This is a genomic window from Sphaerisporangium sp. NPDC049003 (assembly GCF_043197795.1).
In the GTDB taxonomy this organism is placed as follows: Bacteria; Actinomycetota; Actinomycetes; order Streptosporangiales; family Streptosporangiaceae; genus Sphaerisporangium.
Window position 1 is genome coordinate 200,455 of sequence record NZ_JBICTU010000010.1, and the last position, 25,544, is coordinate 225,998.

Genomic DNA, 25,544 nt, shown 5'->3' on the forward strand with positions numbered 1-25,544 from the left:
ACGGGCGCTCGCGTCAGGCTGACCGGCGCGCGCGGGGCGAGGCCTGACCGTCGCTCGCGCGGGACCCACCGGCGTTCGCGCGGGACCCACCGGCGTTCGGCACCGGCCCACGGTAGGAGGCCGGTTTCTCGTGCGGCGTTCCAGGACACCCGGCGCGGCCCCACGGTAGGAAGCCGGCTCCTCGCGCGGCACTCCAGAACGCCCGGCAAGGCCCCACGGTGAGAGGCCGGCTTCTGGCGCGGCGCTCCAGGACACCCGGCGTAGCCCTGCGGTAGGAAGCCGGCTTCTCGCGCGGCGTCCGAGGACGCCCGGCGCGGCCCCGCGGCGAGGTGCGGGGCCGGGACGCCGGGATGGTCGTCGGTCAGGAGTGTTTGTGGGAGCGGCTGATCTCTACCCAGCGGGCGAGGGTCTCGGCCGCGCGGCCGGAGTCGACGGCCTCTGACACGCGCTCGTACGCCGACCTCATGGCGGCCACGAACGCCTCACCCGAGACGCCTGACTCGGGATCCGCGAGACCGGGCTCGGTGGTGGGCGCAAGGCTCACCAGGGCGGCGGCGGCGTTGAGGAGGACGGCGTCGCGGATCGGGCCGGTCTTGCCTCCCACCAGATCGTGCACGGCGCGCGCGTTGAACTCGACGTCGCCGCCGCGCAGCGCGTCGGGCTCCGATCGCGGAACGCCCACGTCGAGCGGGTCGAAGGAGATCTGGACGGCCGTGCCGTCCCTGACCACCCAGACCGTCGAGGTCGTGGCCGTGGACAGCTCGTCGAGCCCGTCGTCGCCCCGGAACACCAGCGCCGACACGCTCCGCTCGGCGAAGACCCCGGCGACGACCGGAAGCATGCGCGCGTCGTAGACGCCGATCGCCTGTGCCGACGGGCGGGCCGGGTTGGTCAGCGGGCCGATGAAGTTGAAGAAGGTCGGGATGCCGATCTCCTTGCGCACCGGACCGGCGAACCGCAGGGCCGGGTGGTAGACCGGCGCGAAGCAGAACGCGATGCCCGCCTCGACGGCCGTGCGCGCCGTGAGCTCGGGAGGCAGGTCGAGGGCGATGCCGAGGTACTCAAGGACGTCGGCGGCGCCGCACGACGAGGAGGCCGCGCGGCTGCCGTGCTTGATGACCCGGGCCCCCGCGGCGGCGGCGACGATCGAGGCCATCGTCGAGACGTTGACGGTGTGGGCGCGGTCGCCGCCGGTGCCCACGATGTCGACCGTCGGGCCCTCGACCCTCAGCGGGGTGGCGCGATCGAGCATCGTGCGCGCGAGCCCGACCACCTCGGCGACCGTCTCGCCCTTGGCACGCAGGGCCGTGGCGAAGGCGGCGATCTGGGCGGGGGTCGCGGACCCGGACATGATCTCTTCCATGGCCCACGCGGTCTCGTCCGCGGTGAGATGCTCTTGGTTGAGCAGGGCCGTGAGCAGCGCGGGCCACGTAGTGCGCGCGTCCATTGGGGTGTCTCCGGTCAGTGAGAGATGCGGGTGGACGAACGGTGCCGCATGAGGCCCGCCACGGCCTCCGCCAGCGTCATCGGGTCGAGCGGCTGGGCCACGACCGCGTCGGCGCGGGACCAGTCGGCGAGCCATCGGTCGTCGCGGCGACCGATGATCAGGCAGATCGGCGGGCAGTCGTAGACCTCGTCCTTGGCCTGGCGGCTGATGCCCATGCCCCCGGCGGGAACGGCCTCCCCGTCGAGCACGGCGACGTCGATCTCCCCGGAGTCGAGCTGCTTGATGACGGCGGGCTGCGTCGCGCACTCCACGATCTCCACGAGGGGCACGTCGGCGGCCGGACGCCGCCCGATCGCCAGCCGCACCTTCTCGCGGGTGCTTGCGTCGTCACTGTAGACGAGAACCCTCATGCTCACGGTCGCGCTCACTATCGATTGACGAGGTATGGTCACCACGGATGCTACCTGTCCCCGCCGACGGAATCCCAGACCAGTCAGACTTGGCGTAGTTCCGGCCGTATGTCTCGTTTATGGGACCGATGCGCCCGCAACCGGGGGGTCGTGCGGCGACCCAACCAGGAGAGCCGCAATAATGCTGGGCGTGGCGACAGCATCCGCAATTACGACGACGACAGCACCATCGTCCCGCCGGCCCAACTTGGTCAGCGTCGGGACGATCGTTTGGCTGTCCTCTGAGCTCATGTTCTTCGCGGCGCTGTTCGCGATGTACTTCACCATCCGGTCGGTCAGTCTCGGCCAGGACAAGCCCTGGCCCACGCTGCCCGAAGGCGTCCACCTGGACGTCCCGTACGCGCTGGTCAACACGATCGTCCTGGTCCTGTCGAGTGTGACGTGCCAGCTGGGCGTGTGGGCCGCTGAGAAGGGCCAGGTCAAGAAGCTCCGGTTCTGGTACGTCATCAGCTTCCTCATGGGCGCCTGGTTCGTCGGAGGCCAGCTGTACGAGTACCACAACCTGGTGGAAGAGGGCGTGACCCTGTCCTCCAACGCCTATGGTTCGGTCTTCTACCTCACCACGGGCTTCCACGGCCTGCACGTGACCGGTGGTCTGATCGCGTTCCTGTTCATGCTGGGACGCACGTACGCCGCGAAGCGCTTCACCCATGAGCAGGCCACCAGCGCGATCGTCGTGTCCTACTACTGGCACTTCGTCGACGTCGTCTGGATCGGCCTCTTCGCGACCATCTACATCATCAAATGATCGGAACGAGGATATCGGTGAACTCGATCACCGCACGGAGGCGGCATCCACTCGCGCGATATGCCGTCCTCCTTCTGGCCCTGAGCCTCCTCGGAGGGGTGTACGCCCTGCTCGCGCCCGGAGGCGACCGGGCCGACGCGGCGATCGCCTCCGGCAGGGCGGACGACGTGGCCGCGGGCAAGGAGCTCTTCGCGGCGCACTGCGCGAGCTGCCACGGCCTGAACGCCGAGGGCTCCTACGCGCCCGGCGGTGCATCGGGCCCGAGCCTCATCGGCGCCGGCGCGGCGGCCGTGGACTTCCAGGTGTCCAGCGGCCGCATGCCGTTCGCGAACCCCGGCCCCCAGGCTCCGCGCAAGCGTCCCGCCGAGTGGGTCAACCCGGACACCGTCCGGCAGCTCGCCGCCTACGTGCAGTCGCTCGGCGGCGGTCCCGCCAAGCCTTCCCTGGAGTCGGTGGACCCGGCCAAGGGCGACCCCGCCAAGGGGGGTGAGCTGTTCCGGGCCAACTGCATCCAGTGCCACAACTTCGTGGGCTCGGGCGGCGGCCTGACCTACGGCAAGTACGCGCCTCCGCTGAACCCCGCCACACCCACCCAGATCTACGAGGCGATGGCCACGGGCCCGCAGGCCATGCCGGTCTTCAACGACAGCACGATCACCCCCGAGCAGAAGCGCGACATGATCGCGTACATCGTCGGCGCACGTAACCAGCCCGACCCGGGCGGCAGCGGCCTCGGCCGGATCGGCCCTGTCACCGAGGGCCTCGTGGCCTGGGTCGTGGGCATCAGCCTCCTCGCCCTCGCCGCCATCTGGATCACCGCGAAGAAGCGTCAGGCCAACCATGACTGAGAACCGGAACGACATCGACCAGCCCGACGACCGCGTCCCGAGGCGCGTCATCGGCACCCCCCCTCCGCGGGGTGAGGAGTCCGTGCTCGGCGCGCCGCCCAAGGACGACGGTCCGATCGTGTTCGAAGGGGTGAAGTTCCCCGACCCGGCGGCCGCGCGCAGGGGCGAGCGCGTCGCCGCCCTGCTGTTCGTGGTCGCCTTCCTGGCGGGCGTCGCCTTCGTGGTCTCGTACGTCGTCTTCCAGGTCGGCACGATCGACCGCACCCAGGTCTCCAACTTCGCCCTCGGCGGCACGCTGACGATCGCCCTGTTGTCCCTGGCGGCCGGCATCGTGGTCTGGGTCCGGCAGATCATGCCTAAGTACAGCCTCGTGCAGGAGCGCCACCCGATGGCCTCCGCGCCCCAGGTGCGCGAGGAGGTCGAGAAGACCTTCCTGCAGGGCGCCGAGGAGAGCGGCTTCGTCCGGCACAAGCTGCTGCGCCGCACGCTTCTGCTGGCCTCCGCCCCGCTCGGCCTGCTGCCGCTGGTGCTGCTGAAGGACCTCGGCCCGCTGCCGGGCACCTCGCTGCGGCACACGGTCTGGAACAAGGGCCGCCGCCTGATCGTCGAGGGGACCCACGAGCCGATCCGCGCGGCGGACTTCAACTCCCCCGGCGGCATCCTGTCGGTGGTGCCCGAGGGGTACGAGGAAGACCTCAACGCCCTGGCCAAGGCGACCTTGATCCTGATCAAGTTCCGGCCGGAAGAGATCAAATCGGGCACCAAGCTCAATTGGACCTACGACAGCATCGTTGCATACTCTAAAATCTGCACGCACGTGGGCTGTCCGGCAGCGCTCTACGAGCAGACGACGCACCACATCCTCTGCCCCTGTCACCAGTCCACCTTCGACGCGGCAGACGGAGCGAAGGTCATCTTCGGCCCCGCCGCGCGTCCCCTGCCCCAGCTGCCGATCGGGGTCGACGGCGAGGGGTACCTCATCGCACAGAGCGACTTCAATGTCCCGGTCGGACCCAGCTTCTGGGAGCGCGGGGACGCCGAAGCCGAAGCTAGGGGGCAGAAATGAGCCTCGACGGTCCTCCCAAGGCCATCGCGGGACCCGCGAGTTTCATCGACGACCGCATCGGCGCGGGCAACTTCCTCAAGCGCAACCTGCGCAAGGTCTTCCCGGACCACTGGTCGTTCCTGCTCGGTGAGATCGCGCTCTACTCCTTCATCATCCTGCTTCTGACCGGTACGTTCCTGACGTTCTGGTTCAAGCCGAGCATGGCCGAGGTCACCTACAACGGCTCTTACGGGCCGCTCGTGGGCGTCCACATGTCGCAGGCCTACGAGTCCTCGCTGCACATCAGCTTCGACGTCCGCGGCGGTCTGCTGATCCGCCAGATCCACCACTGGGCGGCGCTGCTGTTCGTGGCGGGCATGATGGTGCACATGCTCCGCGTGTTCTTCACCGGCGCCTACCGCAAGCCGCGCGAGCTCAACTGGATCATCGGTGTGCTTCTTCTCACACTCGCGCTCGCCGAGGGCCTGACCGGCTACTCCCTCCCCGACGACCTGCTCTCCGGCGCCGGTCTGCGGATCACCGAGGGTGTGGCCATCTCCCTCCCGCTTGTCGGCACGTACATCACGTACTTCCTGTTCGGCGGCGAGTATCCCGGCGAGGACGTGATCTCGCGGTTCTACAGCCTGCACATCCTGCTGATCCCGGGCATCCTGCTGGCGCTCATCTCCGCGCACATGATCCTCATGTGGGTGCAGAAGCACACGCAGATGCCGGGCAAGGGCCGCACCGAGACCAACGTGGTGGGCGCTCCGTTCTACCCGGCCTTCATGGCCAAGGCCGGCGCCTACTTCCTGTTCACCTTCGGTGTGCTGGCGCTGCTCGGCACGTTCGCGCAGATCAACCCGATCTGGTTGTTCGGCCCGTACACGCCGGCCGACATCTCGGCGGGTTCCCAGCCCGACTTCTACATGGGCTTCCTGGAAGGCTCGCTGCGGCTCATGCCCGCGTGGGAGATCAACTTCCTGGGGTACACCCTCCCGCTGAGCGTGCTCATCCCGGCTCTGCTGCCGATGGGCATCATCATGACCGGCCTCGCGCTCTATCCGTTCGCCGAGCAGTGGATCACCGGCGACAGGAGCGAGCACCACGTGGCCGACCGGCCGCGCAACAACCCGCACCGCACCTCGATCGGCCTCGCGGCCATCACGTTCTATGGTGTGCTGTGGCTGCTGGGCGCCAACGACTGGATCTCGGCGAAGTTCCACATCTCGCTCTACACCACGACCGAGGTCGGGCGGGTGCTGGTCTTCGTGGGGCCGGCGATCGCGTACTTCATCACCTACCGGATGTGCATCGGGCTCCAGCGCAAGGACCTCGAACTGGTGGTCCACGGTGTGGAGTCCGGCGTCATCAAGCGCCTGCCGCACGGTGAGTACATCGAGGTCCACGTGCCCCCGGCCGATGACCTGGTGGCCCTGGTCCAGGGGAAGAAGTCCATCCCCGCCATCGAGGCCGGCCCGGACGGCGACGGCGTCCCCCCCAAGGGGATGCGGAACCCGCTCGGCAGGCTCCGGGCCAAGCTCAGCGAGACGTACTCGGCCGACACCGACGCGATCGCGCTCGACACGGCCCACAACGGCCACCACGACGGGCACGACGGCCACGGGGCAACGCCCGCCGCGGTCGGCACGGGTCACGGCGACGAGGACACCAAGGCCCTCGGCCACTGAGCCGCCGGCTCCGGAGTACACGAACAAGAAAGACCACAGGGCCCGGACGCGAGATCGCGTCCGGGCCCTGTGGCGTCTCCGTCAGGAAGTGCCCTTGTTCTTCTTCTCGTCCGCCGTGGTGGCGGTGTGGTCGGCCGCGGGGTACGCCGACAGCGTCTCGGTGGTGAACCCCGACCGCAGGCCGCTCCAGCGGAGCCACTGCGGCCAGGTCTCCTGCCAGTGGCCCCACCCGTTGGCCGGGTCGAGCTGGCGGGGCGTGCCGCTCACGATGATCGGGTCGCCGATCAGGGTCGTCTCCTTGAACCACTTGGCGTTCGACGGGCTGACATTGATGCAGCCGTGGCTGACGTTGGAGTTGCCCTGCGAGCCCACCGACCAGGGAGCGCCGTGGACGTACTCCCCGCTGTCGGAGATCCGCACGGTGTCGTACACGGTCAGGCTGTAGTAACCGGCGCTGCCGGGCCCCGCGTCGGGGTTGGTCATGGTGGTGACGTCCTCGCGCGACATCGCCAGGTGGACGCCGTTGGTCGTGTAGTGCCTCCAGTCGCCGCCCTCGCCGGCGCTGAGCGGCACGGTCCTGACGACCTGGCCGTCGCGCTTGACCGTCATCTGGTGCGAGACGGTGTCCGCGTGGCTGATCTGGGACCGCCCGATGGTGAACTCCCGGACGTAGTCCTGGCGGCCGTACATTCCGGCGCCGCCGTGCACCCCGGCGAGCTGCGCCACCAGCTTCACCTTGGTGTGGGCGGGCCAGTACTGCTTGGGCCTGAAGCTGACCGACTTGTCGTCGAACCAGTGCCACGCCCCCTCGACCGGGTTGGAGGCCTGCACCATGAGGTTGCGCTCCACCGAGACCCGGTCGGTGATGGGATGGTCGAAGGTCAGCATGATCGGCATGCCGATGCCGACCGTCAGGCCGGTGATCTCCTTGTTGGGAAGGATCTTGTCGATCGCGAACAGCTGGGACGCCTTGACCGTGGAGAACTCGCTGCTCACCTGCTTGGTCCTGCCCGCGGGGTCCACGGCGACGACGGTCACCTGGTAGGTCTCCCCCGGGGCCATGGCGCGCTTGCTTCGCCACTGGGTGCGGTCCGCGCTCAACAGGCCCGCGACGGGCGTGTCCTTGGACTTGACGCGGACGCTGACGCTCCTGAGAGCGCCGTTGACGGCTCCGACCATGACGGGCAGTTCAGGTGCCACCTGGGTCGCCCCGTTGCCCGGAGAAACGCTCACAGCCAGCTCAGCCCGTGAACCAGCGGTGTCTTGTCCTTCTCGGTCGGTGCCGTTCGTACAACCGCCCGCCAGCAACAGGGCCAACGCCCCCGCCCCAAGGGCGACCACCCGGATCTCGACGTGTCCCACGTTACGTCTCCCCCGCTCCGATGGATCACTCCTTGTGAGTTATTACCCGGTTACAGCGTGTCGCGTACCTTCGCTCAAGGAGAAACGCCGAAACGACCTGCAAAAAAGGCCTCGCGGACGACCGACGGTTCCTTGAAGGAAACCGCAGGTCGCCCGCGAGGCAGGCCGTACGGAGCGCGATCAGACGTGATCGGCGGAGGGGGTAGGCGCGGAGGCCGGCCCGGCGCGGAGGCGCTCGCCGGCCTCTGTCCCGGTCAGTGCGAGAAGTGACCCCGGTAGTACTGGAAGACGAAGCCGATCGAGGCCATGATGACCGCGAAAGCCCCGATGAGGAACATCCACCAGCCGATGACGAATCCGACGACCATGAACGCGGCCGCCAGGCAGACGAACAGCGGCCACCAGCTCGACGGGCTGAAGAAGCCCAGCTCGCCGGCGCCGTCGCTGATCTCGGCGTCCTTCCTGTCCTCCGGCTGCTCGCCGATGCGGCGGGCGGTGAAGAGCAGGTAATAGCCGATCATCAGGGCGAGGCCCACGGAGATGGCCAGCGCGGTGGTGCCGGTCGGCTCCTTCGACCAGAACCAGTAGACGAGGTCCACCGCGCCGAAGAAGACGCCGCAGAGCAGAAACATCCAGCCCTGAACCTTCATCGGGCCTCCTCCAGCTCCTCGACCGGCGCCAGCCGGTGCGGGTTGTGCAGGTCGAAGGCGGGACGCTCCGACCGGATCCGCGGCAGCTTGGTGAAGTTGTGCCGGGGGGGCGGGCACGACGTCGCCCACTCAAGGGAGTTGCCGAAGCCCCACGGGTCGTCCACGGTGACCTTGGGAGCGCTGCGCCACGTACGCCACACGTTGTACAGGAACGGCAGCGTCGAGGCCCCGAGGATGAACGCGCCGATCGAGGAGACGACGTTCAGGTCGGTGAAGCCGTCGGCCGGCGAGTAGTCGGCGTAGCGACGGGGGAAGCCCTCGACGCCGAGCCAGTGCTGCACCAGGAAGGTGGTGTGGAAGCCGATGAACAGCGTCCAGAAGTGCCACTTGCCCAGTGTGTCGTTGAGCATCCTGCCGGTGAACTTCGGCCACCAGAAGTAGAAGCCGGAGAACATCGCGAAGACCACGGTGCCGAAGACGACGTAGTGGAAGTGCGCGACCACGAAGTAGGAGTCGCTCGCCTGGAAGTCCAGCGGCGGCGAGGCCAGGATGATGCCGGTCAGGCCGCCGAACAGGAACGTGACCAGGAAGCCGACGGCGAAGAGCATCGGCGACTCGAACGACAGGTGGCCCCGCCACATCGTGCCGATCCAGTTGAAGAACTTCACCCCGGTCGGCACCGCGATGAGGAAGGTCATGAACGAGAAGAACGGCAGCAGCACCTGGCCGGTGACGAACATGTGGTGCGCCCACACCGCCGCCGACAGGCCGGCGATGGAGATGGTCGCGGCGACGAGGCCGATGTAGCCGAAGATCGGCTTGCGGCTGAAAACCGGGAGCACCTCGGTGATGATGCCGAAGAACGGCAGCGCGATGATGTACACCTCGGGGTGCCCGAAGAACCAGAACAGGTGCTGGAAGAGCATCGCCCCGCCCGTGGACGAGTCGAAGATGTGGGCCCCCAGATGCCGGTCGGCCTCCAGCGCGAGCAGCGCGGCGGCCAGCACCGGGAAGGCCAGCAGCACCAGGATGCTGGTGAGCAGGATGTTCCAAGTGAAGATCGGCATGCGGAACATCGTCATGCCCGGGGCACGCATGGTGATGATCGTGGTGATGAAGTTCACCGCGCCGAGGATCGTGCCGATGCCGGACATCGACAGACCCATGATCCACAGGTCGCCGCCGACGCCCGGGGACGAGACGGCGTCCGACAGCGGGGTGTAGGCGGTCCAGCCGAACGCCGCGGCGCCGTCGGGGGTGAAGAACCCGGAGATGGCGATCACGCTTCCGAACAGGTAGAGCCAGTAGCTCACCATGTTCAGCCGGGGGAACGCCACGTCGGGGGCGCCGATCTGCAGCGGCATGAGCTCGTTGGCGAAGCCCGCGAACAGCGGGGTCGCGAACATGAGCAGCATGATCGTGCCGTGCATGGTGAACAGCTGGTTGAACTGCTCGTTGCTGACGAACTCCAGGCCGGGCTGGGCCAGCTCGGCACGCATGATCAGCGCCATGACGCCGCCGATCAGGAAGAACACGAAAGAGGTGATCAGGTAGAGGTGCCCGATCACCTTGTGGTCGGTCGAGGACGCCCACCGGGCGATGACCGTGCCCTTGCGGGCGCGCCTCTGGGCGGCGATGCTCGCCTGGATCGAGGGCTCGTTGATGGCGGTCACTGGGCACTCCCCGCCTGACTGTTGACGTACTGGTCGTACTCGGCCTGGGGCACGAGCTTCACCGTGAAGAGCATGCGGCTGTGGTCGACGCCACAGAGCTCGGCACAGCGTCCGGCGAACTCTCCGCTCTTGTCGAGCGTCTGGATCTCGAAGACGTTCTTCACGCCGGGGATGACGTCACGCTTGAACAGGAACGCGGGAACCCAGAACGAGTGGTTCACATCCGGCGAGACGAGGTCGAACTGGACCTTCTTGTTCGCCGGCAGCACCAGAACGGGGCGCTGGGCCGGCGTGCCGACCACGCTGACGACCTTGCCGTCGTACTGGCTGGTGAAGCGCCAGCTCCACTGGAAGCCCTCGACCTTGACCTTCACGTCCGGGTTCGCCGACACCTTGGTGATGGCGTTCTCGTCACGGGCGGTGAAGTAGAAGAACACCGCCACCATGATGATCGGCACCGTGGTGTAGAGGATCTCGATCGGGAGGTTGTACCGCACCTGGGGCGGCAGGGCGTCGGTCGAGTTCTTGCGCTTGCGGTGGAACGCGCAGGCCCACAGGATCAGGCCCCAGACGACGACACCGACGGCAAGGGAGGCGATCCAGGCACCGTTCCAGAGACTCTGGATGATGCCGGCCTCCTTGGTGACGCCTTCCGGCATGCCGGCACGAGACCACGTACCTACGCCATCACACGCCGTCAGGGAGACCATCAGCGCCGCCAAAGCGACGGCGCGTGGCACCCTGCGACGGGCCAACGGACGCCGTATAGAACGGCGGGTCGGACTCACGGATCGCCTACCCCACAGATAAAGCCCAAGAGTCCCCCTCCTGGGCGATCGTTTCCAGATTCACGAGATTCGCGCTCTTAGTTGTCTCACGTCACGCTGGGGGACACATTAGCGCGCACTGGGGCCGCCCTCCTTCCCAGCCCCCGTTAACGTGTTTGAGCCGTTGCCGGGATCCTCCCGCCGGCGTCGGCCCAGGCGGACCGCCGTCCGGCAAGGGTGCGACCATGAACGCGTGGCGTACTTCGACGCGGCATCGACCGAACCACTGCACCCCACCGCTCGTGAGGCGCTGATCGCGACCCTCGACGCGGGCGGCGCCGACCCCTCGCGCCTGTACGGCTCCGCGCGGCGGGCCCGCCTGCTGCTCGAACAGGCGCGCGCCGAGGCCGCCGAGGTGATCGGCGCCCGGCCGGACGAGGTGTCCTTCACCTCCTCCGGCACGCAGGCCGTCCACCTGGGGGTGCTCGGGACGCTGCTGGGCCGGCGGCGGGCAGGACGGCGTCTGGTCACCGGCGCCATCGAGCACTCCAGCGTCCTTTCGGCCGCGGCCGCGCACCAGCGCGAGGGGGGCACCGTCGAGCTCGTCGGCGTCGGCCTCACCGGCAGGGTCGATCCCGCCGAGTTCGCCGCCGCCGTCGCGCGGGAGGGCACGGCGCTCGCCTGCCTGCAGACCGCCAACCACGAGGTCGGCACCCTGCAGCCCGTCGAGGAGGCGGCCGAGGCGTGCCGGTCCTCCGGGGTGCCGCTGCTGGTGGACGCGGCCCAGACGGTGGGGCGGCTTCCCGTCCCTGCCGGATGGTCGGTGCTGGCCGCGAGCGCCCACAAATGGGGCGGTCCCGCCGGGGTGGGGCTGCTTGCCGTGCGCAAGGGCACCCGGTGGCGCTCCCCGCTGCCGGAGGACGAGCGCGAGCGGCGCAGGGTGCCCGGTTTCGAGAACGTCCCGGCCGCCGTCGCGGCCGTCGCGGCGCTGCGGGCGGCGGTCGCCGGGGCCGAGGAGGAGAACGCGCGGCTGTCGGCGCTGGTGGACCGCGTCCGCGAAGAGGTGCCCCGGCTGGTCCCTGATGTGGAGGTCGTGGGCGAACCCACACTGCGAGCGCCCCACATCGTCACGTTCTCGTGCCTTTACGTGGCTGGTGAGGCAATATTGACGGAGTTGGACAGGGCCGGTTTTGCCGTATCTTCCGGCAGTTCGTGCACGGCGAGTACGCTACGGCCATCGCACGTGCTGGAGGCGATGGGAGTGCTCACACATGGGAACGTCAGGGTGTCCCTGCCCAGGGGCGCGTCCGGCGCGGAGGTCGACCGCTTCCTGTCCGTCCTGCCCGGCGTCGTCCGGCGTATCCGCGAGAGCGTAGGGGTGACATCGTGATGACCGGCCGGCGGAAGCCCGCGCCCGAGCAGGCGGCGCAGGAGACGGTCCAGCCGCCCGCCGCCCTGACGATCGACGCCCTCGGGCGCAAGTGCCCCATTCCCATCATCATGCTGGCCGAGCGCATCAACGAGGTGCCGCTCAACGCGACGGTGGCCGTGCTCGCCGACGACCCGGCCGCCTTCACCGACGTACCCGCCTGGTGCAGGCTGAAGTCCCACCACCACGTGGCGAGCTACGAGCTGCCCGGGGGCGGCTGGGCCATCCACGTGAGGCGCAACTACTGACCCCTGCCCGCCGGAGCGTTCCCAGCGGGTTCAGGGATCAGCCGTTGAAGAGTCCCATACGGCCCGTACAGGCCCGTACAGGCCGTTACAGGGACAGAGGCGATCAGGAGTACAGGCACCGGATGTGCGGCTCGACCTCGCCGGCGGCGTCGGTGCCGTAGGCGGCCGCGAACCGGTCGAGGAAGCCCTGCCTGCCGAGCTGGTACTCCTGGCAGCCGACGTGCTCCAGGACGTGGGTGGCGGTGAGGTTGCCGAGCTGGCCGCAGCGCTCCAGGGGCAGGCCCCAGACGAGCCCCGACAGGAAGCCCGCGCGGAAGGCGTCGCCGACGCCGGTCGGGTCGACCTTGCCGAGCTCGGGGGTCGGGGCGATGTGCAGGGCCGGCTCCCCCGCGCGGTCGATGCGGGCCCCCTTGGGCCCGAGGGTGGTCACCCGCACTCCGACGCGGGACAGCACATCCTCGTCGGACCAGCCGGTCTTCTGCTCGACGAGCGCCTTCTCGTAGTCGTTCGTGAACAGGTAGGCGGCGCCCTCGATGAGCGACCTGATCTCGTCGCCGCCCATGCGGGCGAGCTGCTGGGAGGGGTCGGCCGCGAACGGGATGCCGCGCTGGCGGCACTCCTCGGTGTGGCGCACCATGGCGGCGGGGTCGTTCGGGCTGATCAGGACCAGGTCGAGGCCGCCCACGCGCTCGGAGATCGGCTGCAGCTCGATCTCGCGGGCCTCGGCCATCGCCCCGGTGTAGAACGAGGCGATCTGGTTGTGGTGCTCATCGGTGGTGCACAGGAACCGGGCGGTGTGATGCAGCTCCGAGATGTGCACCGAGGAGCAGTCGACACCATGGCGCTCAAGCCAGGAACGGTAGTCGGCGAAGTCGGAGCCGACCGCGCCCACCAGGATCGGCGAGAGGCCGAGACAGCCCATGCCGAAGGAGATGTTGGCGGCGATGCCTCCGCGCCGGACCTGCAGGTCGTCGACGAGAAAGGACAGCGATACTCGGTCGAGCTGATCGGCGATGAGCTGGTCCCCGAAACTGCCCGGGAAGGTCATCAGATGATCGGTGGCGATGGAGCCGGTGACGGCGATGCGCACGGGGTCATTCTCCTCGTTGTCAGCCTCGGCGGGACCGCCAAGAATACGGCACCGGAATGGGCCGCAGGCTGGAGGATAGGCCCTCGATGATCTCCACGACGGGCCGGCGATCTGTCGGGCGGCGAGGAGTGACCATTGTCACCTGTGACGATGACGGCACCCCCCTAGGACGCCCAAGTGGCATCGCCGCCCACCCGTGAGGCGAGCGGACGGCGTGCGTGCCGGATGGTGAGTCCGGGCATGACGACACCCCGCCTCGTGGGGTGATCCACGGACGGGGTGCCGACCGGCGCTCCTAGTTGAACGAGTCGCCGCAGGCGCAGGAACCCGTGGCGTTCGGGTTGTCGATCGTGAAGCCCTGCTTCTCGATGGTGTCCACGAAGTCCACGGTCGCTCCCGTGAGGTACGGAGCGCTCATGCGGTCGGTGACGACGCTGACGCCGCCGAAGTCGGAGACGACGTCCCCGTCCATCGAGCGGTCATCGAAGAAGAGCTGGTAGCGCAGGCCCGAGCAGCCGCCAGGCTGCACCGCGACGCGCAGCTGCAGGCCCTCTTCGCCCTGCTGCTCCAGCAGGCTGCGCACCTTGGACGCGGCCGCGTCGGTCAGGACCAGGCCCTGCTGCGTGGTCTCGCTGCTCTCAACCGTCATTTGTTGACTCCCCGTCTGCCCCTACGCCCCTCGGGGACGGAGGCCTTGTTCTGAGGTCTCAGTTAGACGCTACCAACAGCTGGGCGCCGCTACACATTCCTGTCTCACCGTACGGTCTCCCCGACCCCCCCGGGAATAGCGGCCGCCGCTCGTGTGTAGTGTTAGTCGTCAACTAGACGATAAGTCCCCTAAGAGGTGTTTCAGCCGTGACGACTACCGAGACCGGCCTCCCGCTCTTCGTGCTCGGCCAGGGCACCGACACGCACAGCGAACGCGGCGTCGACTGCCCCGGCGAGCTGCCCCCGGCCTCCGACCCGGATCTGGTGGCGCGTGCGGTCAGGGCCAAGGCCGCCCTGGGCGACAGGCTGTTCGTGCTCGGGCACCACTACCAGCGCGACGAGGTCATCCAGTTCGCCGACGTGACCGGAGACTCCTTCAAGCTCGCCCGCGAGGCGGCGGCCCGTCCGGAGGCCGAGTACATCGTCTTCTGCGGGGTCCACTTCATGGCCGAGTCGGCGGACATCCTGACCGGCGACGCCCAGCGGGTCGTGCTCCCCGATCTCGCCGCGGGATGCTCGATGGCCGACATGGCCACCTTCGACCAGGTCGAGGAGGCGTGGGACGTCCTGACGGACCTGGGAATCGCCGACATCACGGTGCCGATCACGTACATGAACTCCTCGGCCGACATCAAGGCGTTCTGCGGGCGCAACGGGGGCGCGGTGTGCACCTCCTCCAACGCCCGCCGCGCCCTGACCTGGGCGTTCGACCAGAGCCCCGAGGGGCCCGCGAAGCAGGCCGGGGACAGGAAGGTCCTGTTCCTGCCCGACCAGCACCTCGGCCGCAACACGGCGGTCCTGGAGATGGGCTTCTCCCTTTCCGACTGCGTGGTCTACAACCCGCACCGCCCCAACGGCGGCCTCACAGATCAGCAGCTCAGGGACGCGAAGGTGATTCTCTGGCGTGGGCACTGCTCGGTACACGGCCGGTTCACCGCCGAGTGCGTGGACGAGGTCCGTGAGCGCGTGCCCGGCGTCAACGTGCTGGTCCACCCCGAGTGCCGGTACGAGGTCGTCACCAAGGCCGACCACGTCGGCTCGACGGAGTACATCATCAAGATGCTGGACGAGGCCCCGGCCGGGTCCTCCTGGGCCGTCGGCACCGAGCTGAACCTGGTCAAGCGGCTGGCCGCCCGGCACCCGGACAAGACCGTGACCTTCCTCGACCGGACGGTCTGCTACTGCTCCACGATGAACCGCATCGACCTGCCGCACCTGGTCTGGGCCCTGGAGTCGCTCGTCGAGGGCGACGTCGTGAACCAGATCACCGTCGACCCCGAGACCACGCACTGGGCCAAGGTCGCCCTCGACCGGATGCTCGCCCTTCCCTGAGCCCGTAGACCGCCGAAGCCCGGCCGGGTGCCGCATCGCCCGGCCGGGCCGGCGCGCACCGGCCGGGACGCCCGGCTAGGTCAGCTCGTACACCACGCGGACGGCGATGGTGACCGATCCGTGCCCGGGGTTGATGGAGGCCTTCTCGGCCAGCGCGAAGCGGGACGGGGACGTGTCGCCCTCCTCCTCCATCTTCACGATGCGGCCGAGGCCCCGGCCGGTCATGGTCGCGTACTGATTGGCCTTGTCCCGCGCGTCCTTGTACGCCTTGGCCCGCGCCGCCCTCACCAGCGCCGCCGTCTTCGAGACCTCGAACGATATGCCGTTCAGCCGCACGTCCTCGCCGACCGCCGCCACCGCGTCGACGATCGCGTCGGCCTTGGACAGGTCGCGGATCAGCGCCTCCACGCCCTGGGAGGCACGGAAGCCCACCACCTTCGGGTACTTGTCGTACTCGGTCCCGAGGGAGAGGTCGTTGGTGCGCATGTCGGACCTGGCCACCCCCGCGGCCAGGAGCACCTCCGTCAGCTTGGCGGCGCCCCTCTGCACGGCCGCGAACGCCTCCCCGGCCTTCGTCCTGCGCGCCTCCACGCCGACGTTGAGGTGCATCACGTCCGGGATCGTCTGGACGCTTCCGCGCCCGACGACGGTGAGTTCCGTCGGGTCGGTCCCGGCTTCCCGCTGCGCCGCCGGCGCGGATCCCCTCGTCAGGGAGGCGGGCGCACTCGCGGAGGTGCCGGAGACCGCGAGCGCCGGGCCCGCCTGCGCTCCCAGGAGGACGGCGGCGATGGCGGTGGCCGCCGGCACCACACTCAGCTTGATCATGGGGACATGCCACCATCGGGGGAGCTCCGCACCGGCGCGCCCCCTCCGGGGACGGCCGGAACTTGACCAATCTCAGGTCCCCCGGGTGTAGCGCAGGTACTGTTTCTTGTACTCCCCCGCCTTGGCCGTCGCCAGCACGCGCGTCGCGTTGCCCTGGAAGTCGATGACCACGGCCTCGTAGTCCTCGCCCTTCTTCCGCCATCCCGCGATGTGCTGGTCGTCGTACCAGCCGATGAGCCGGTCGGTCGGGAAGGGGACGCGGGCCCTCGCCTGGCCGTCCGTGGTCCAGACGCAGATCAGGTCGATCGACCCGTCGCAGGAAGTCATGAACTGCGTCCCGGACGGCGACACGTCGTCGCCGTCCACGGTCAGCGGGGCGCCGACGTCGAGCAGCGTCGACAGCACGGTCCCGTTGACGTCGTAGAACCTGATGCGCTGGGTCTTCCCCTTGAGTGCCCACGTGCCGACGGCCCTGCTGTCGCCGCGCCAGAAGTAGCTCCAGCGGCCGACGTCCTTCTCCTTCACGTGGACGACCTTGGCCTTACGGCTCGCGACGTCGATGATCGCGTAGCCGTAGCCCCTGCTGGTGTCGTCGACGGCCTCGTTGAGGGTGACCAGCACCTTCGTGCCGTCCGGGGACCACTGGGGGAAGGTCGGGTAGACCGGCGCCTCGGCCATCCTGATCGTCGTGGACCTGCCGGTCGCCCGGTCGACGAGGGAGACCGTGGAGTAGCTGTCCTTGGTGTAGACGGTGTCGGTGCCCACCGCCTGGCGGCCGTCGCCGCTGACCGTGTACTCGAAGTACTTCTTGGTCCGGGCGAAGGAGTTCTTCCCCACGCCCCTGAGGTAGACCCGCTTGCCGTAGTCCAGGCTGTAGTACGTCAGCTTGATCGGGTCCGCGTCGTTCTCGTGGATCGTGATCGAGCTTCCCGGCAGGTCGATACTCCGGGTCGCGGCGGGCGGGGTCGCCCCGGCCGAGGCCGTAGCCGTGGGGGTCGAGGGCGTCCCCGCGGCCGAGGGCGTCCCCGCTGTGCCCGACGGCCTGGACCCCGGGGACGACGTCTCGCTCACGGGCTCGCCGGAGCTTCCCGCCGGATCGGTCGCGCCGGCGTTCGAGGAGCCCCGTGAGTCATCGGCCATCGACTGGACGACCAGGTACCCGCCTCCGCCGAGCGCCAGCACCCCCGCGGCCACCGCGGCGGTGATGAGGGGCACCCGGCTCCCCCGGCTCCCCTGGCTCCCCTGGCGCCCGCCGGGCTCGGTGGCCTCGGCGCCGCCCGGTCCGGTCGTCCGCGCGTCGCCCGCCCACGCGGGGGGTGGCGGCGTGCCGGTGGTCTGCCAGCTCGGAAGCGGCTGCCCGGGGTACGGCCGCGAGGCGTACCCCTGTCCCGGATACGGCGGCGAGGGTGGCGGGGGCTGGGACGAGGCCGGGGGCTGCGGCCCGGCGTACGGCGCGGGCGCCTGCCACCCCTGCCCCTGAACCGGTCCCCGCCCGTGAACCTGCCCCCGTCCCAGTCCCTGAACCTGCCCTTGGCCCTGCCCCTGCCCCTGGCCCTGGCCCTGGGGCTGGGGCTGCGCCTGGCCCTGGGCGGGGTCGGCCCGCCACCTGCGCGTGGGCTCCCCCTGCGCCATGGCCGATCCCTCCGCCATGATCGCGACAGCCGGGGCCGCGCCGGTGCCGTGCCCGAGCAGGCGCATGAGCACCTCGCCCGCCGAGGGCCGCGCGGCCGGGTCCTTGGCCAGGCACGCGGCCACGATGCCCCTGAGCGGCTCGTCCAGCGAGCTGAGATCGGGTTCGAGGCTCATGACGCGGTGGAAGATGGCCGGGAGGCTGTCGGTGCCGAAGGGCGCGCCGCCGGTGGCGGCGAACACCATCGTGCCCGCCCAGGCGAACAGGTCGGCGGGCGGGCCCGCCTGCTCCCCGGCGAGCTGCTCCGGGGTCATGTACGCGGGCGTGCCCACGACCATCGAGGTGAGCGTGGAACTCTTGTCCAGCGCCTTGGCGATGCCGAAGTCGATGACGCGCGGCCCGTCCGTGCCCAGCAGGACGTTGGAGGGCTTGAAGTCGCGGTGGACGATGCCGGCCTGGTGGATCGCGACCAGCGCCGTCACGGTGCCGATCGCCAGCCGGTGCAGGGCCGCGCCCTGGCGGGGCCCGTCGCGCTCGACGACCTCGTCGAGGGTCGGACCGTCGATGTACTCGCTGACGATGAACGGCCGCTGGTCGGCCACGCCCGTCTCGATCACCTGCGCGGTGCAGAACGTCGCGACCCGTACGGCGGTGGAGACCTCCCGGACGAACCTGGCGAGCGCCTCCTCGTTCTGGGCGAGGTCGGAGCGGAGCACCTTGACGGCGACGGTGGCGCCCGCCGGCGAGCGGCCCAGGTACACGACCCCCTGACCGCCCTCCCCGAGCCGAGCGGTGAGCTCGTAGCTCCCCACCCGTACCGGGTCGCCCGGCCGCAACGGCACCGGGTTCGACATGGCTCCCCCTCCATCCCCCCACTTATGGACTTATTCAACCCATTGTGGCGTGTTCATGGGGATCACATCGGTTCCAGGGCCAAGCCGTACCCGTAGCGTGACCCGCGCCCTGGCCCTCGCGGCCGGGCGCTCACCCGTCCCGGCGGGGGCCGGCGGGGGCGGTGGGGCGCGCCCCACCGCCGCGGACGCCCCTGCGGAACAGGGTCGAAAGGCTCGGCACGGCCAGGAAGCCCTCGGCGATCACCGAGGCCAGCCCCACCTTGGGCAGGTCGCGCGTGTCGTCGAAGGCGAGGAAGCGCGGCACCCACCGGGGGCGGTACTTGGCGTTCGCCCGGTACAGCGACTCCAGTTGCCACCACCGGGAGAAGAACACCAGCGTGCACCGCCACAGGCGCAGCACCGGTCCCGCGCCGAGCCTCGCGCCGCCTTCGAAGACCGACCGGAACATGGCGAAGTTGAGCGAGATCTCCTTCACCCCGAGCTCCCCCGCCTGGGCGACCAGCCCGGCGACCATGAACTCCATCAACCCGTTGTCGGAGTCGCGGTCGCGCCGCATGAGGTCGAGCGACAGGCCGTCGTCGCCCCACGGCACGAACGACAGCAGGGCCGCCGGCTTCCCGTCGGCGTCCCTGGCCTCCACCAGGACGCAGGAGCCGTCCGCCGGGTCGCCGAGCCGCCCGAGCGCCATCGAGAACCCCCGCTCGGTCTCGGTGTCGCGCCAGGCGGTGGCACGCTCGATGATGTGGCGCATCTCCTCCTGGGACAGATCGGCGTGCCTGCGGATCCGCAGGGTGAACCCGGCGCGCTTCACGCGGTTGACCGCCTGGCGCACCCCGCGCATCTCCCTGCCCTCAAGGCCGAACGACCCGACCTCGATGACCGCCTCGTCCCCGAGCTCCAGGACGCGCAGCCCCGCACGCGCGTACGCGTGGGCCGCCGCCTCGCTCGGGCCGATGGCCGCGGGCGCCCAGCCGTAGCGGCGGGCCTCGTCCATCCACGCCCGGATCGCCGGCCCCCAGGCCTCCACGTCGCCGATGGGGTCTCCCCCGGCCAGGCAGACCCCCGCCACCACGCGGTACGAGACCGCCGCCTTGCCGCTCGGGGAGAAGATGGCGGCGCGGTCGCGGCGGGTGGCGAAGTAGCCGAGCGAGTCGCGCGAGCCGTACGCCTCGACCAGCGCCCTGATCCGCTCCTCGCTCTCGGGGGGCAGCTCCGCCCTGGCCCGCTGGGAGCGGAACAGCACGGCGAAGGCGACCAGAACCGCGACGGCGCTGAGCAGGCCGATGACGAAGTTCACCCACCCCGGCGGGCGCCCGGACCGGTAGAGGTCCAGGGTCGCCGCCCCGCCGAGCGCCCTTTCCAGAGCCCAGGGCAGGTGGTCGCGCGTCTTCAGGGTGTCGGGGAAGATCGTCACCAGGACGTACCCCACCGCGAAGGAGACCGCGAGCAGCGACCCGAGCGTGACCAGCGCCTTCCTGAACGACGCGCGCCGCGTGGGGGCGAAGAACTCGTCGTGCGCCGCGGCGAGGATCCCGAGGACGACGGCCGACAGCACGAGGTTGCCCTCGGAGGCGACCACCTGGCGGGTCAGGGCGAACTCCTCGACCAGGTCCGGCATCAGCGACGACGACAGCACGACGGCCAGGTTCCCGAGGACGAGCAGCACGAAGATGGTCATGAGGACCCAGTACGCCGCCCGCTTGTGACGCGCGAGGGCCCCGGCGAGGATCCCGAGGAACACCGCGTAGCCGAGGTTCGGCTCGACGGGGAAGACCGCCATCTCGATGAAGGCGGTGACGGGCCTGAGCAGGTGCCGTATGGGCGGGACCACGGCGATCACCGCCGAGTACACGGCGGCCACCGCCATGCACACCGACATCACCCGCGGCACGACGGCCCGGAAACGGCCCCCGCCCTCGGACTCTCCGGCCGCTCTGACACGGTCGTGCTCGGTCACTGCCACCCTGTTTCCCCCCGGAGATGGCTGAACTTCCGGGTGGTATACCCGTCCATTCGCATACCTAAGGGCGAGAACGACCGCAGTGATCGTCTTCGTACGGCCTGCGGGGACGGGCGGACGACGGCGGACCGCCGGAACCGTCAGAGGCCGGGGGCTCCCCAGAGGGGGAACCAGCGGGACAGATCGGGTTCGATCGGCAGCTCACCGCCGAGGGCCCCGCGGACCTGAAGCTCCAGCGCGTTGTCACGGCGCTGCCCGGGAAGCGGGGCGAAGGGGTAGAAAGTGCCCTGCTTGTAGAGGTAGACGACGGCCAGCGGCCGGTCCGACCGGTCCTTGAAGGTCACCAGCGAGCACAGCAGCGACGGCCCGAAGCCCGCCCCCTCCAGCGAGGAGTTGACGCCGTGCAGGTCGGTGACCAGGCTGCTGAGGTCGTCCGGCGGCCTTCTCACCAGCAGCCACGTGTAGCCGTAGGAGTCGTTCGACTGCTCGATCTGGGCGTCGCCGAGCAGCGCCTCGATGTCCTGTTCCAGGGTGGCGAAGGCGCCGCCCTCGGCGGCGCGGAAGCAGACCGAGCCGAGCCCGGTCGGCGCGAAGCCGGTCGCCGCCTGGAGCGTCACCGCCGCCGAGGGCAGCGCGAACAACGTGTCCAGGTTCGGCTTGGCGGGCTTGCTGCGCCCGAGCAGCGCGTCCAGCCAGCCCACTCAGGCCCCCCGGCCGAGCTGGGAGGCGATGCGGTTGAGCTGCTCCAGCCTGCGCTCCAGCGGCGGGTGGGTGGCGAACAGGGTCGCGAGGCTCGCCCCGGTGCGGCCGGACAGCGCGGGAGCGAAGAAGAAGGCGTTGAACGGCTGCGCCTCGCGCAGGTCGCGCGTGGGGATGCGGGACATCTCGCCCGTCACCTTGACCAGCGCGCTCGCGAGGGCGGATGGCCGCTGGGTGAGCAGGGCGCCGGCCCGGTCGGCCGACAGCTCGCGGTAGCGCGACAGCGCGCGGGTGAGCAGGAAGCTGATCGCGTACACCACCAGCGAGACCAGCATGATGATGAGCCCGATCGGCGGGCCGTTGTTGTTGCCCCGGTCGCGGCCGAGCCCCGAGTACAGCGCGAAGCGGGTCATCAGGCCCGCGACGATTCCGAGGAAGGACGCGATGGTCATCACGGCGACGTCGCGGTGCGCGACGTGGGACATCTCGTGGGCGACGACGCCTTCGAGCTCCAGCGGGTCGAGCCGTCGCAGCAGGCCCGTGGTGACGCAGACCACGGAGTTCTTCTGGTTCCGGCCGGTGGCGAAGGCGTTGGGGACGTCGCTGTCGGCGATCGCCACGCGGGGCTTCGGTGAGTCGGCCAGGACGCTCAGCCTGTCGATCAGGCCGTGGAGCTCCGGTGCCTCCTGCGGGGAGACCTCCTTCCCGTGCATCGCGAACAGCGCGATCTTGTCGGAGAAGAAGTACTGCACCAGCAGGAGGCCCCCGGCGAGGACGAGCACGACGATCGCCTGGACACCCATGGCGATCAGCACGCCGACGAAAGCGACGTACAGCAAGCCGAGCAGGAACATGGTCACGACCATGCGCACGGTGAGACCCCGGTCGGGGGCGTACCGGGTTTGTGTCATATATCCAAACTAGCCTGGTATAAGCCCTGAATCGCCAAGCATGCCCCTGACTTCGTCGATCGAAGCGTCGGCCGGGGGCAAAATCAGCTCCGAAGGCTCCAGGGCGTCGTCGGGCAGCGGCTTGCCGATCTGCCGCACCTTGTCGAGCAGCGCGTGGAGCTTCGAGCGGAACTGGGCCTCGTCGTCGGTCTCGATCGCGGCCTCTAGCTCACTGTCGAGGGTGTTGAGCACGTCGATGTCGCCTTCGGCGATCTCACACTGGCCCTCACCCATGATTCGGACGATCACAGGCCCTCCCCCGGCTGACGGTACTGCTGGGTCGGCTGCGAGTGCTGCTGCGGAGCGGCCTGCGGAGCAGACTGCTGCCCCGGCTGGCCGGCCTCGATCGCGTCGCGCGGCGCCGGGCCCTGGCCCAGCTCGGCCTTCATGCGGGCGAGCTCCAGCTCCACGTCGCTGCCGCCGCCCATGCGGTCGAGCTCGGCCTGGATGTCGTCGGGACGCGAGCCGCTGAAGTCGTCGAGCGCGCCGCTGGCGAGCAGTTCGTCGATCGCTCCCGCGCGCGCCTGCATCTGGGCGGTCTTGTCCTCGGCGCGCTGGATCGCGAGACCCACGTCGCCCATCTCCTCGGAGATGCCGGAGAATGCCTCGTTGATGCGCGTCTGCGCCTCGGCCGCGGTGTAGGTGGCCTTGATGGTCTCCTTCTTGTGGCGGAAGGAGTCGACCTTGGCCTGGAGGCGCTGGCTCGCGAGGGTGAGCTTCTCCTCCTCGCCCTGCAGGTTGTTGTGCTGCGTCCGCAGGTCGGCGATCTGGGTGTTCAGCGAGGACCGCCGGCTCAGCGCCTCACGGGCGAGGTCCTCACGTCCCACGCTGAGGGCCTTGCGGCCCTGGTCCTCAAGTTTGCTCGCCTGCTGCTGGATCTGGTTGATCTGCAGCTCAACCCGCTTGCGCGAGGTGGCGACGTCGGCCACGCCCCGGCGAACCTTCTGCAACAGCTCAAGCTGCCGCTGATAGGAGTAGTCGAGGGTCTCGCGCGGATCTTCCATCTTGTCCAAGGCCTTGTTGGCCTTGGACTTGAAGATCAAGGAAAGTCTCTTCATCACGCTCATGCGCGTTGGCCGTCCCCTTCTTGGTAGTGCTGTGCCTATGCTCCCGCTGGCTGCGACGCTCGCTGGCCGTATGCTCGCTGCGCTGGCATTCATGCTCCCTTGCGCCGACTCGCGACTCCACAGGCTGCTCACTCATCGTCAGCCCCCGATTATCGCGGCAAAGTCGCTCAGGTCCACCCTACGCATAACGCACGAGGGCGTCATTAAGTTGCACCGCCGGTAGGCTGACGTCGTGTTCCGACGTCGTACGCAGGCCCCCGTGGATGACTCTCCCTCCTCGTCTTCCGAGACGCAGGCCAAAAGCATGGGAAAGGGCCGCCCTACCCCCAAGCGCCGCGAGGCCCAAGGCCGCCGCCGCCAGCCGGTGACCGCCCCCACCAACCGCAAAGAGGCCTACAAGCAGGCTCGCGAACGCCAGGCCGCCGAGCGGATCCGCGCGCGCGAGGGCATGCTGAAGGGCGAGGAACGTTACCTGCCCGCCCGCGACCGGGGGCCGGCGCGCAAGCTCGCCCGCGACTGGGTCGACTCCCGGCGGACCATCAGCCAGTTCTTCCTCCCCGTCTCGCTGGTCCTGCTGGTCGTCCTGTGGACGATCCCCATGTTCGGCGGGCAGACCGGCATGCTCCTCTACTCCTACGCGATCACGATCCTGTGGCCGCTGATGATCGTCGCGGTGGCGGGCAGCTCGTTCTTCGTGGCCCAGCGGGTCAAGAAGGAGGCGGCCAAGCGGTTCCCCGACGAGAACCTCAAGGGCGTCGGCTTCTACGCCGCCATGCGGGCGATGCAGATCCGCCGCCTGCGCTTCCCGCCGCCCATGCTGCTCCCGGGCGGCAAGCCCGTCCCGCCGAAGAGGTGACCCGTCACCGGGCCGGGGTCCAGAGCACCCGGCCCGCGCTCACCTCGGGGCGCAGGCCCCGCAGCGGGCGCCCGGTTTCCAGGGAGCGCGCCGTGTCCCTGAGCAACGCGTAGTACGACGACCAGCCGATCTCCGTGGCTGGCATGAGGCCGCCCCCGGCGAGGACCCCGACGCCGCCGTGCCCGGGGTCGGCCTCCAGTCCCGGCCCTCCCTCGACGCCGGCGAAGAGGATCAGGCGGCGGTTCACAGTGCCGGGCCTGCCCTCGGCGCACAGCGCGCGCCAAGCGTCGCGGATCTCCCGCACGCCCAGGGCCCGTACGCCCGCGGTGCCCGCGCCGGGGAACGCGAAGCCGGGGGTGCGGGAGCCGTTGTGGCGGAGCAGCGACGCACGCAGGCTGGCGGGGAGGTCCACCCCCATCTGCGCCTCCGCGAGCGCGACGACCCGGGCGCTCGCGGGAGGCCGGAGCTCGCCGTAGGTGACGGGCGCGTGGACCCTGAGCCATCTCTCGATCCGCCGCCACTGGTGAACGACCGGCCTGGTCACCCGGGGGCCGGCCTCCCGTACGACGATCGGCCGCCTACCGGGACGACAGGCGGGATCCGGCGAGGGCGGGAGATCCCCGGGGAACGCGACATGGTCGGGTGAGGACCCGGCGGAGGGGTCCGCCGACGGTCCCGCCGCGAAGCCGGCGCCCCGGCCCGGCTCCACGTACGGCACGAGCGGGCCGCCCCCGCCGACGAGGAAACCGCCCTCACCTGGCCCCAGGTACGGCGCGAAGTGGCCGGTGAAGACGACGACACAGGCGGCGGCCACGTACCCCCACCTCCCGATCGGCCTCGCCCGGTCCGGGTCGTAACGCCTCAGGTCGGCGGCCGAGGGACGGCCGAGCACCGGTTCGGGCGGCACGGCCTCCTGTACGGGCTCGCGCGGCGCCGGGCCGGGGGCGGACGCGAGCCCGACCGGAGAACCCGGAGCGGATGACCGCCTGATCGACGGAGCCGGGGCGGACGCGAGGCGGGCAGGCGGGGCGCCGCGCCGCGAGAGGGCGCGCCAGGCCCACACCACCGTCCCCGCCGCCATGCCCGCGGCGGTCACCGCGAGCGCCAGCCTGAGAACCCTCGAAGTGATCAGCCGCCGCACGCCGGGCAGACTATCCCGAATCAGATCACCGGAAGGCGCCGGTTAGGGTCGGTC

24 protein-coding genes are annotated in these 25,544 nt (G+C 69.8%); 8 read left to right on the forward strand and 16 right to left on the reverse strand.

The annotated features are described in order from the left end of the window. Positions 1-361: 361 nt before the first annotated feature. Together trpD and ACGFIV_RS13790 are read right to left on the reverse strand one after the other, a co-directional pair. Positions 362-1,447 carry an anthranilate phosphoribosyltransferase gene (trpD, locus tag ACGFIV_RS13785; protein ID WP_358549372.1) on the reverse strand — a complete coding sequence of 362 codons (1,086 nt, stop codon included), beginning with the start codon at positions 1,445-1,447 and terminating at the stop codon, positions 362-364. Positions 1,448-1,461: 14 nt separating this feature from the next. Continuing rightward, positions 1,462-1,857, reverse strand: a complete 396-nt coding sequence (locus tag ACGFIV_RS13790; RefSeq protein ID WP_358549488.1) for a hypothetical protein — start codon at positions 1,855-1,857, stop codon at positions 1,462-1,464. Positions 1,858-2,038: 181 nt separating this feature from the next. Between ACGFIV_RS13790 and ACGFIV_RS13795 the strand changes: the two genes are divergently transcribed. From ACGFIV_RS13795 to ACGFIV_RS13810, 4 genes are read left to right on the forward strand one after another with little or no spacing between them, the layout of a single operon-like run. Beyond that, positions 2,039-2,665: a heme-copper oxidase subunit III gene (locus ACGFIV_RS13795; RefSeq protein ID WP_358549374.1), complete on the forward strand. Its 627-nt coding sequence runs from the start codon at positions 2,039-2,041 to the stop codon at positions 2,663-2,665. Between the two features lie 17 nt (positions 2,666-2,682). Next, a complete protein-coding gene (locus ACGFIV_RS13800) occupies positions 2,683-3,513 on the forward strand; it encodes a c-type cytochrome (RefSeq protein ID WP_358549377.1) in 831 nt (276 codons plus the stop codon). After that, positions 3,506-4,579, forward strand: a complete 1,074-nt coding sequence (locus ACGFIV_RS13805) for a Rieske 2Fe-2S domain-containing protein (RefSeq protein WP_392834739.1) — start codon at positions 3,506-3,508, stop codon at positions 4,577-4,579. The genes ACGFIV_RS13800 and ACGFIV_RS13805 overlap by 8 nt, the downstream gene beginning before the upstream one ends. After that, positions 4,576-6,249 carry a ubiquinol-cytochrome c reductase cytochrome b subunit gene (locus ACGFIV_RS13810; RefSeq protein ID WP_358549383.1) on the forward strand — a complete coding sequence of 558 codons (1,674 nt, stop codon included), beginning with the start codon at positions 4,576-4,578 and terminating at the stop codon, positions 6,247-6,249. Before ACGFIV_RS13805 ends, ACGFIV_RS13810 begins: the two co-directional genes overlap by 4 nt. A gap of 81 nt (positions 6,250-6,330) precedes the next feature. On the opposite strand, the gene ACGFIV_RS13815 is transcribed toward ACGFIV_RS13810, so the two are convergent. From ACGFIV_RS13815 to coxB, 4 genes are all read right to left on the reverse strand, one after another. Then, positions 6,331-7,482, reverse strand: coding sequence for an Ig-like domain-containing protein (locus ACGFIV_RS13815; RefSeq protein ID WP_392834743.1), 1,152 nt, complete (start codon positions 7,480-7,482; stop codon positions 6,331-6,333). A 383-nt stretch (positions 7,483-7,865) separates the two neighbouring features. Next, positions 7,866-8,261 (reverse strand): cytochrome c oxidase subunit 4, encoded by a 396-nt coding sequence (locus ACGFIV_RS13820; protein ID WP_358549389.1) that lies wholly within the window; start codon positions 8,259-8,261, stop codon positions 7,866-7,868. After that, entirely contained in the window at positions 8,258-9,934 is a 1,677-nt protein-coding gene (ctaD, locus tag ACGFIV_RS13825; RefSeq protein WP_358549392.1) for a cytochrome c oxidase subunit I, read from the reverse strand. Before ctaD ends, ACGFIV_RS13820 begins: the two co-directional genes overlap by 4 nt. Further along, entirely contained in the window at positions 9,931-10,593 is a 663-nt protein-coding gene (gene coxB, locus ACGFIV_RS13830) for a cytochrome c oxidase subunit II (RefSeq protein WP_358549395.1), read from the reverse strand. Before coxB ends, ctaD begins: the two co-directional genes overlap by 4 nt. 361 nt (positions 10,594-10,954) lie before the next feature. Between coxB and ACGFIV_RS13835 the strand changes: the two genes are divergently transcribed. Then, on the forward strand, positions 10,955-12,091 hold the full coding sequence (locus ACGFIV_RS13835; RefSeq protein ID WP_358549398.1) for an aminotransferase class V-fold PLP-dependent enzyme: 1,137 nt from the start codon (positions 10,955-10,957) through the stop codon (positions 12,089-12,091). After that, on the forward strand, positions 12,091-12,378 hold the full coding sequence (locus tag ACGFIV_RS13840; RefSeq protein WP_358549400.1) for a sulfurtransferase TusA family protein: 288 nt from the start codon (positions 12,091-12,093) through the stop codon (positions 12,376-12,378). The genes ACGFIV_RS13835 and ACGFIV_RS13840 overlap by 1 nt, the downstream gene beginning before the upstream one ends. A 103-nt stretch (positions 12,379-12,481) precedes the next feature. On the opposite strand, the gene ACGFIV_RS13845 is transcribed toward ACGFIV_RS13840, so the two are convergent. Together ACGFIV_RS13845 and erpA are read right to left on the reverse strand one after the other, a co-directional pair. Continuing rightward, a complete protein-coding gene (locus ACGFIV_RS13845) occupies positions 12,482-13,468 on the reverse strand; it encodes a carbohydrate kinase family protein (protein WP_358549403.1) in 987 nt (328 codons plus the stop codon). A 295-nt stretch (positions 13,469-13,763) separates the two neighbouring features. Next, positions 13,764-14,117 (reverse strand): iron-sulfur cluster insertion protein ErpA, encoded by a 354-nt coding sequence (erpA, locus tag ACGFIV_RS13850; protein WP_358549406.1) that lies wholly within the window; start codon positions 14,115-14,117, stop codon positions 13,764-13,766. Positions 14,118-14,323: 206 nt separating this feature from the next. Between erpA and nadA the strand changes: the two genes are divergently transcribed. After that, complete coding sequence (gene nadA, locus ACGFIV_RS13855; protein WP_358549409.1) at positions 14,324-15,508, forward strand: quinolinate synthase NadA; 1,185 nt, start codon at positions 14,324-14,326, stop codon at positions 15,506-15,508. A gap of 75 nt (positions 15,509-15,583) precedes the next feature. On the opposite strand, the gene ACGFIV_RS13860 is transcribed toward nadA, so the two are convergent. From ACGFIV_RS13860 to ACGFIV_RS13890, 7 genes are all read right to left on the reverse strand, one after another. Next, a complete protein-coding gene (locus tag ACGFIV_RS13860; RefSeq protein ID WP_358549411.1) occupies positions 15,584-16,333 on the reverse strand; it encodes an SIMPL domain-containing protein in 750 nt (249 codons plus the stop codon). Positions 16,334-16,405: 72 nt separating this feature from the next. Continuing rightward, positions 16,406-18,817 carry a serine/threonine protein kinase gene (locus ACGFIV_RS13865; RefSeq protein ID WP_392834752.1) on the reverse strand — a complete coding sequence of 804 codons (2,412 nt, stop codon included), beginning with the start codon at positions 18,815-18,817 and terminating at the stop codon, positions 16,406-16,408. A gap of 130 nt (positions 18,818-18,947) precedes the next feature. Then, entirely contained in the window at positions 18,948-20,780 is a 1,833-nt protein-coding gene (locus ACGFIV_RS13870) for a phosphatidylglycerol lysyltransferase domain-containing protein (RefSeq protein ID WP_392834755.1), read from the reverse strand. Between the two features lie 137 nt (positions 20,781-20,917). Beyond that, positions 20,918-21,478, reverse strand: coding sequence for a hypothetical protein (locus tag ACGFIV_RS13875; protein WP_358549419.1), 561 nt, complete (start codon positions 21,476-21,478; stop codon positions 20,918-20,920). Then, a complete protein-coding gene (gene htpX / locus ACGFIV_RS13880; protein ID WP_358549421.1) occupies positions 21,479-22,387 on the reverse strand; it encodes a zinc metalloprotease HtpX in 909 nt (302 codons plus the stop codon). Positions 22,388-22,396: 9 nt separating this feature from the next. Continuing rightward, positions 22,397-22,675, reverse strand: coding sequence for a hypothetical protein (locus ACGFIV_RS13885; protein WP_358549423.1), 279 nt, complete (start codon positions 22,673-22,675; stop codon positions 22,397-22,399). Further along, positions 22,672-23,493 carry a PspA/IM30 family protein gene (locus ACGFIV_RS13890; protein WP_358549425.1) on the reverse strand — a complete coding sequence of 274 codons (822 nt, stop codon included), beginning with the start codon at positions 23,491-23,493 and terminating at the stop codon, positions 22,672-22,674. Before ACGFIV_RS13890 ends, ACGFIV_RS13885 begins: the two co-directional genes overlap by 4 nt. A 304-nt stretch (positions 23,494-23,797) precedes the next feature. Here ACGFIV_RS13890 and ACGFIV_RS13895 point away from each other — a divergent pair, with 304 nt between their 5' ends. After that, positions 23,798-24,349, forward strand: coding sequence for a DUF3043 domain-containing protein (locus ACGFIV_RS13895; RefSeq protein ID WP_392834761.1), 552 nt, complete (start codon positions 23,798-23,800; stop codon positions 24,347-24,349). A gap of 4 nt (positions 24,350-24,353) precedes the next feature. Here ACGFIV_RS13895 and ACGFIV_RS13900 read toward each other — a convergent pair whose 3' ends face one another. Continuing rightward, positions 24,354-25,490, reverse strand: coding sequence for an SMI1/KNR4 family protein (locus ACGFIV_RS13900; RefSeq protein ID WP_358549431.1), 1,137 nt, complete (start codon positions 25,488-25,490; stop codon positions 24,354-24,356). Positions 25,491-25,544 lie beyond the last annotated feature (54 nt).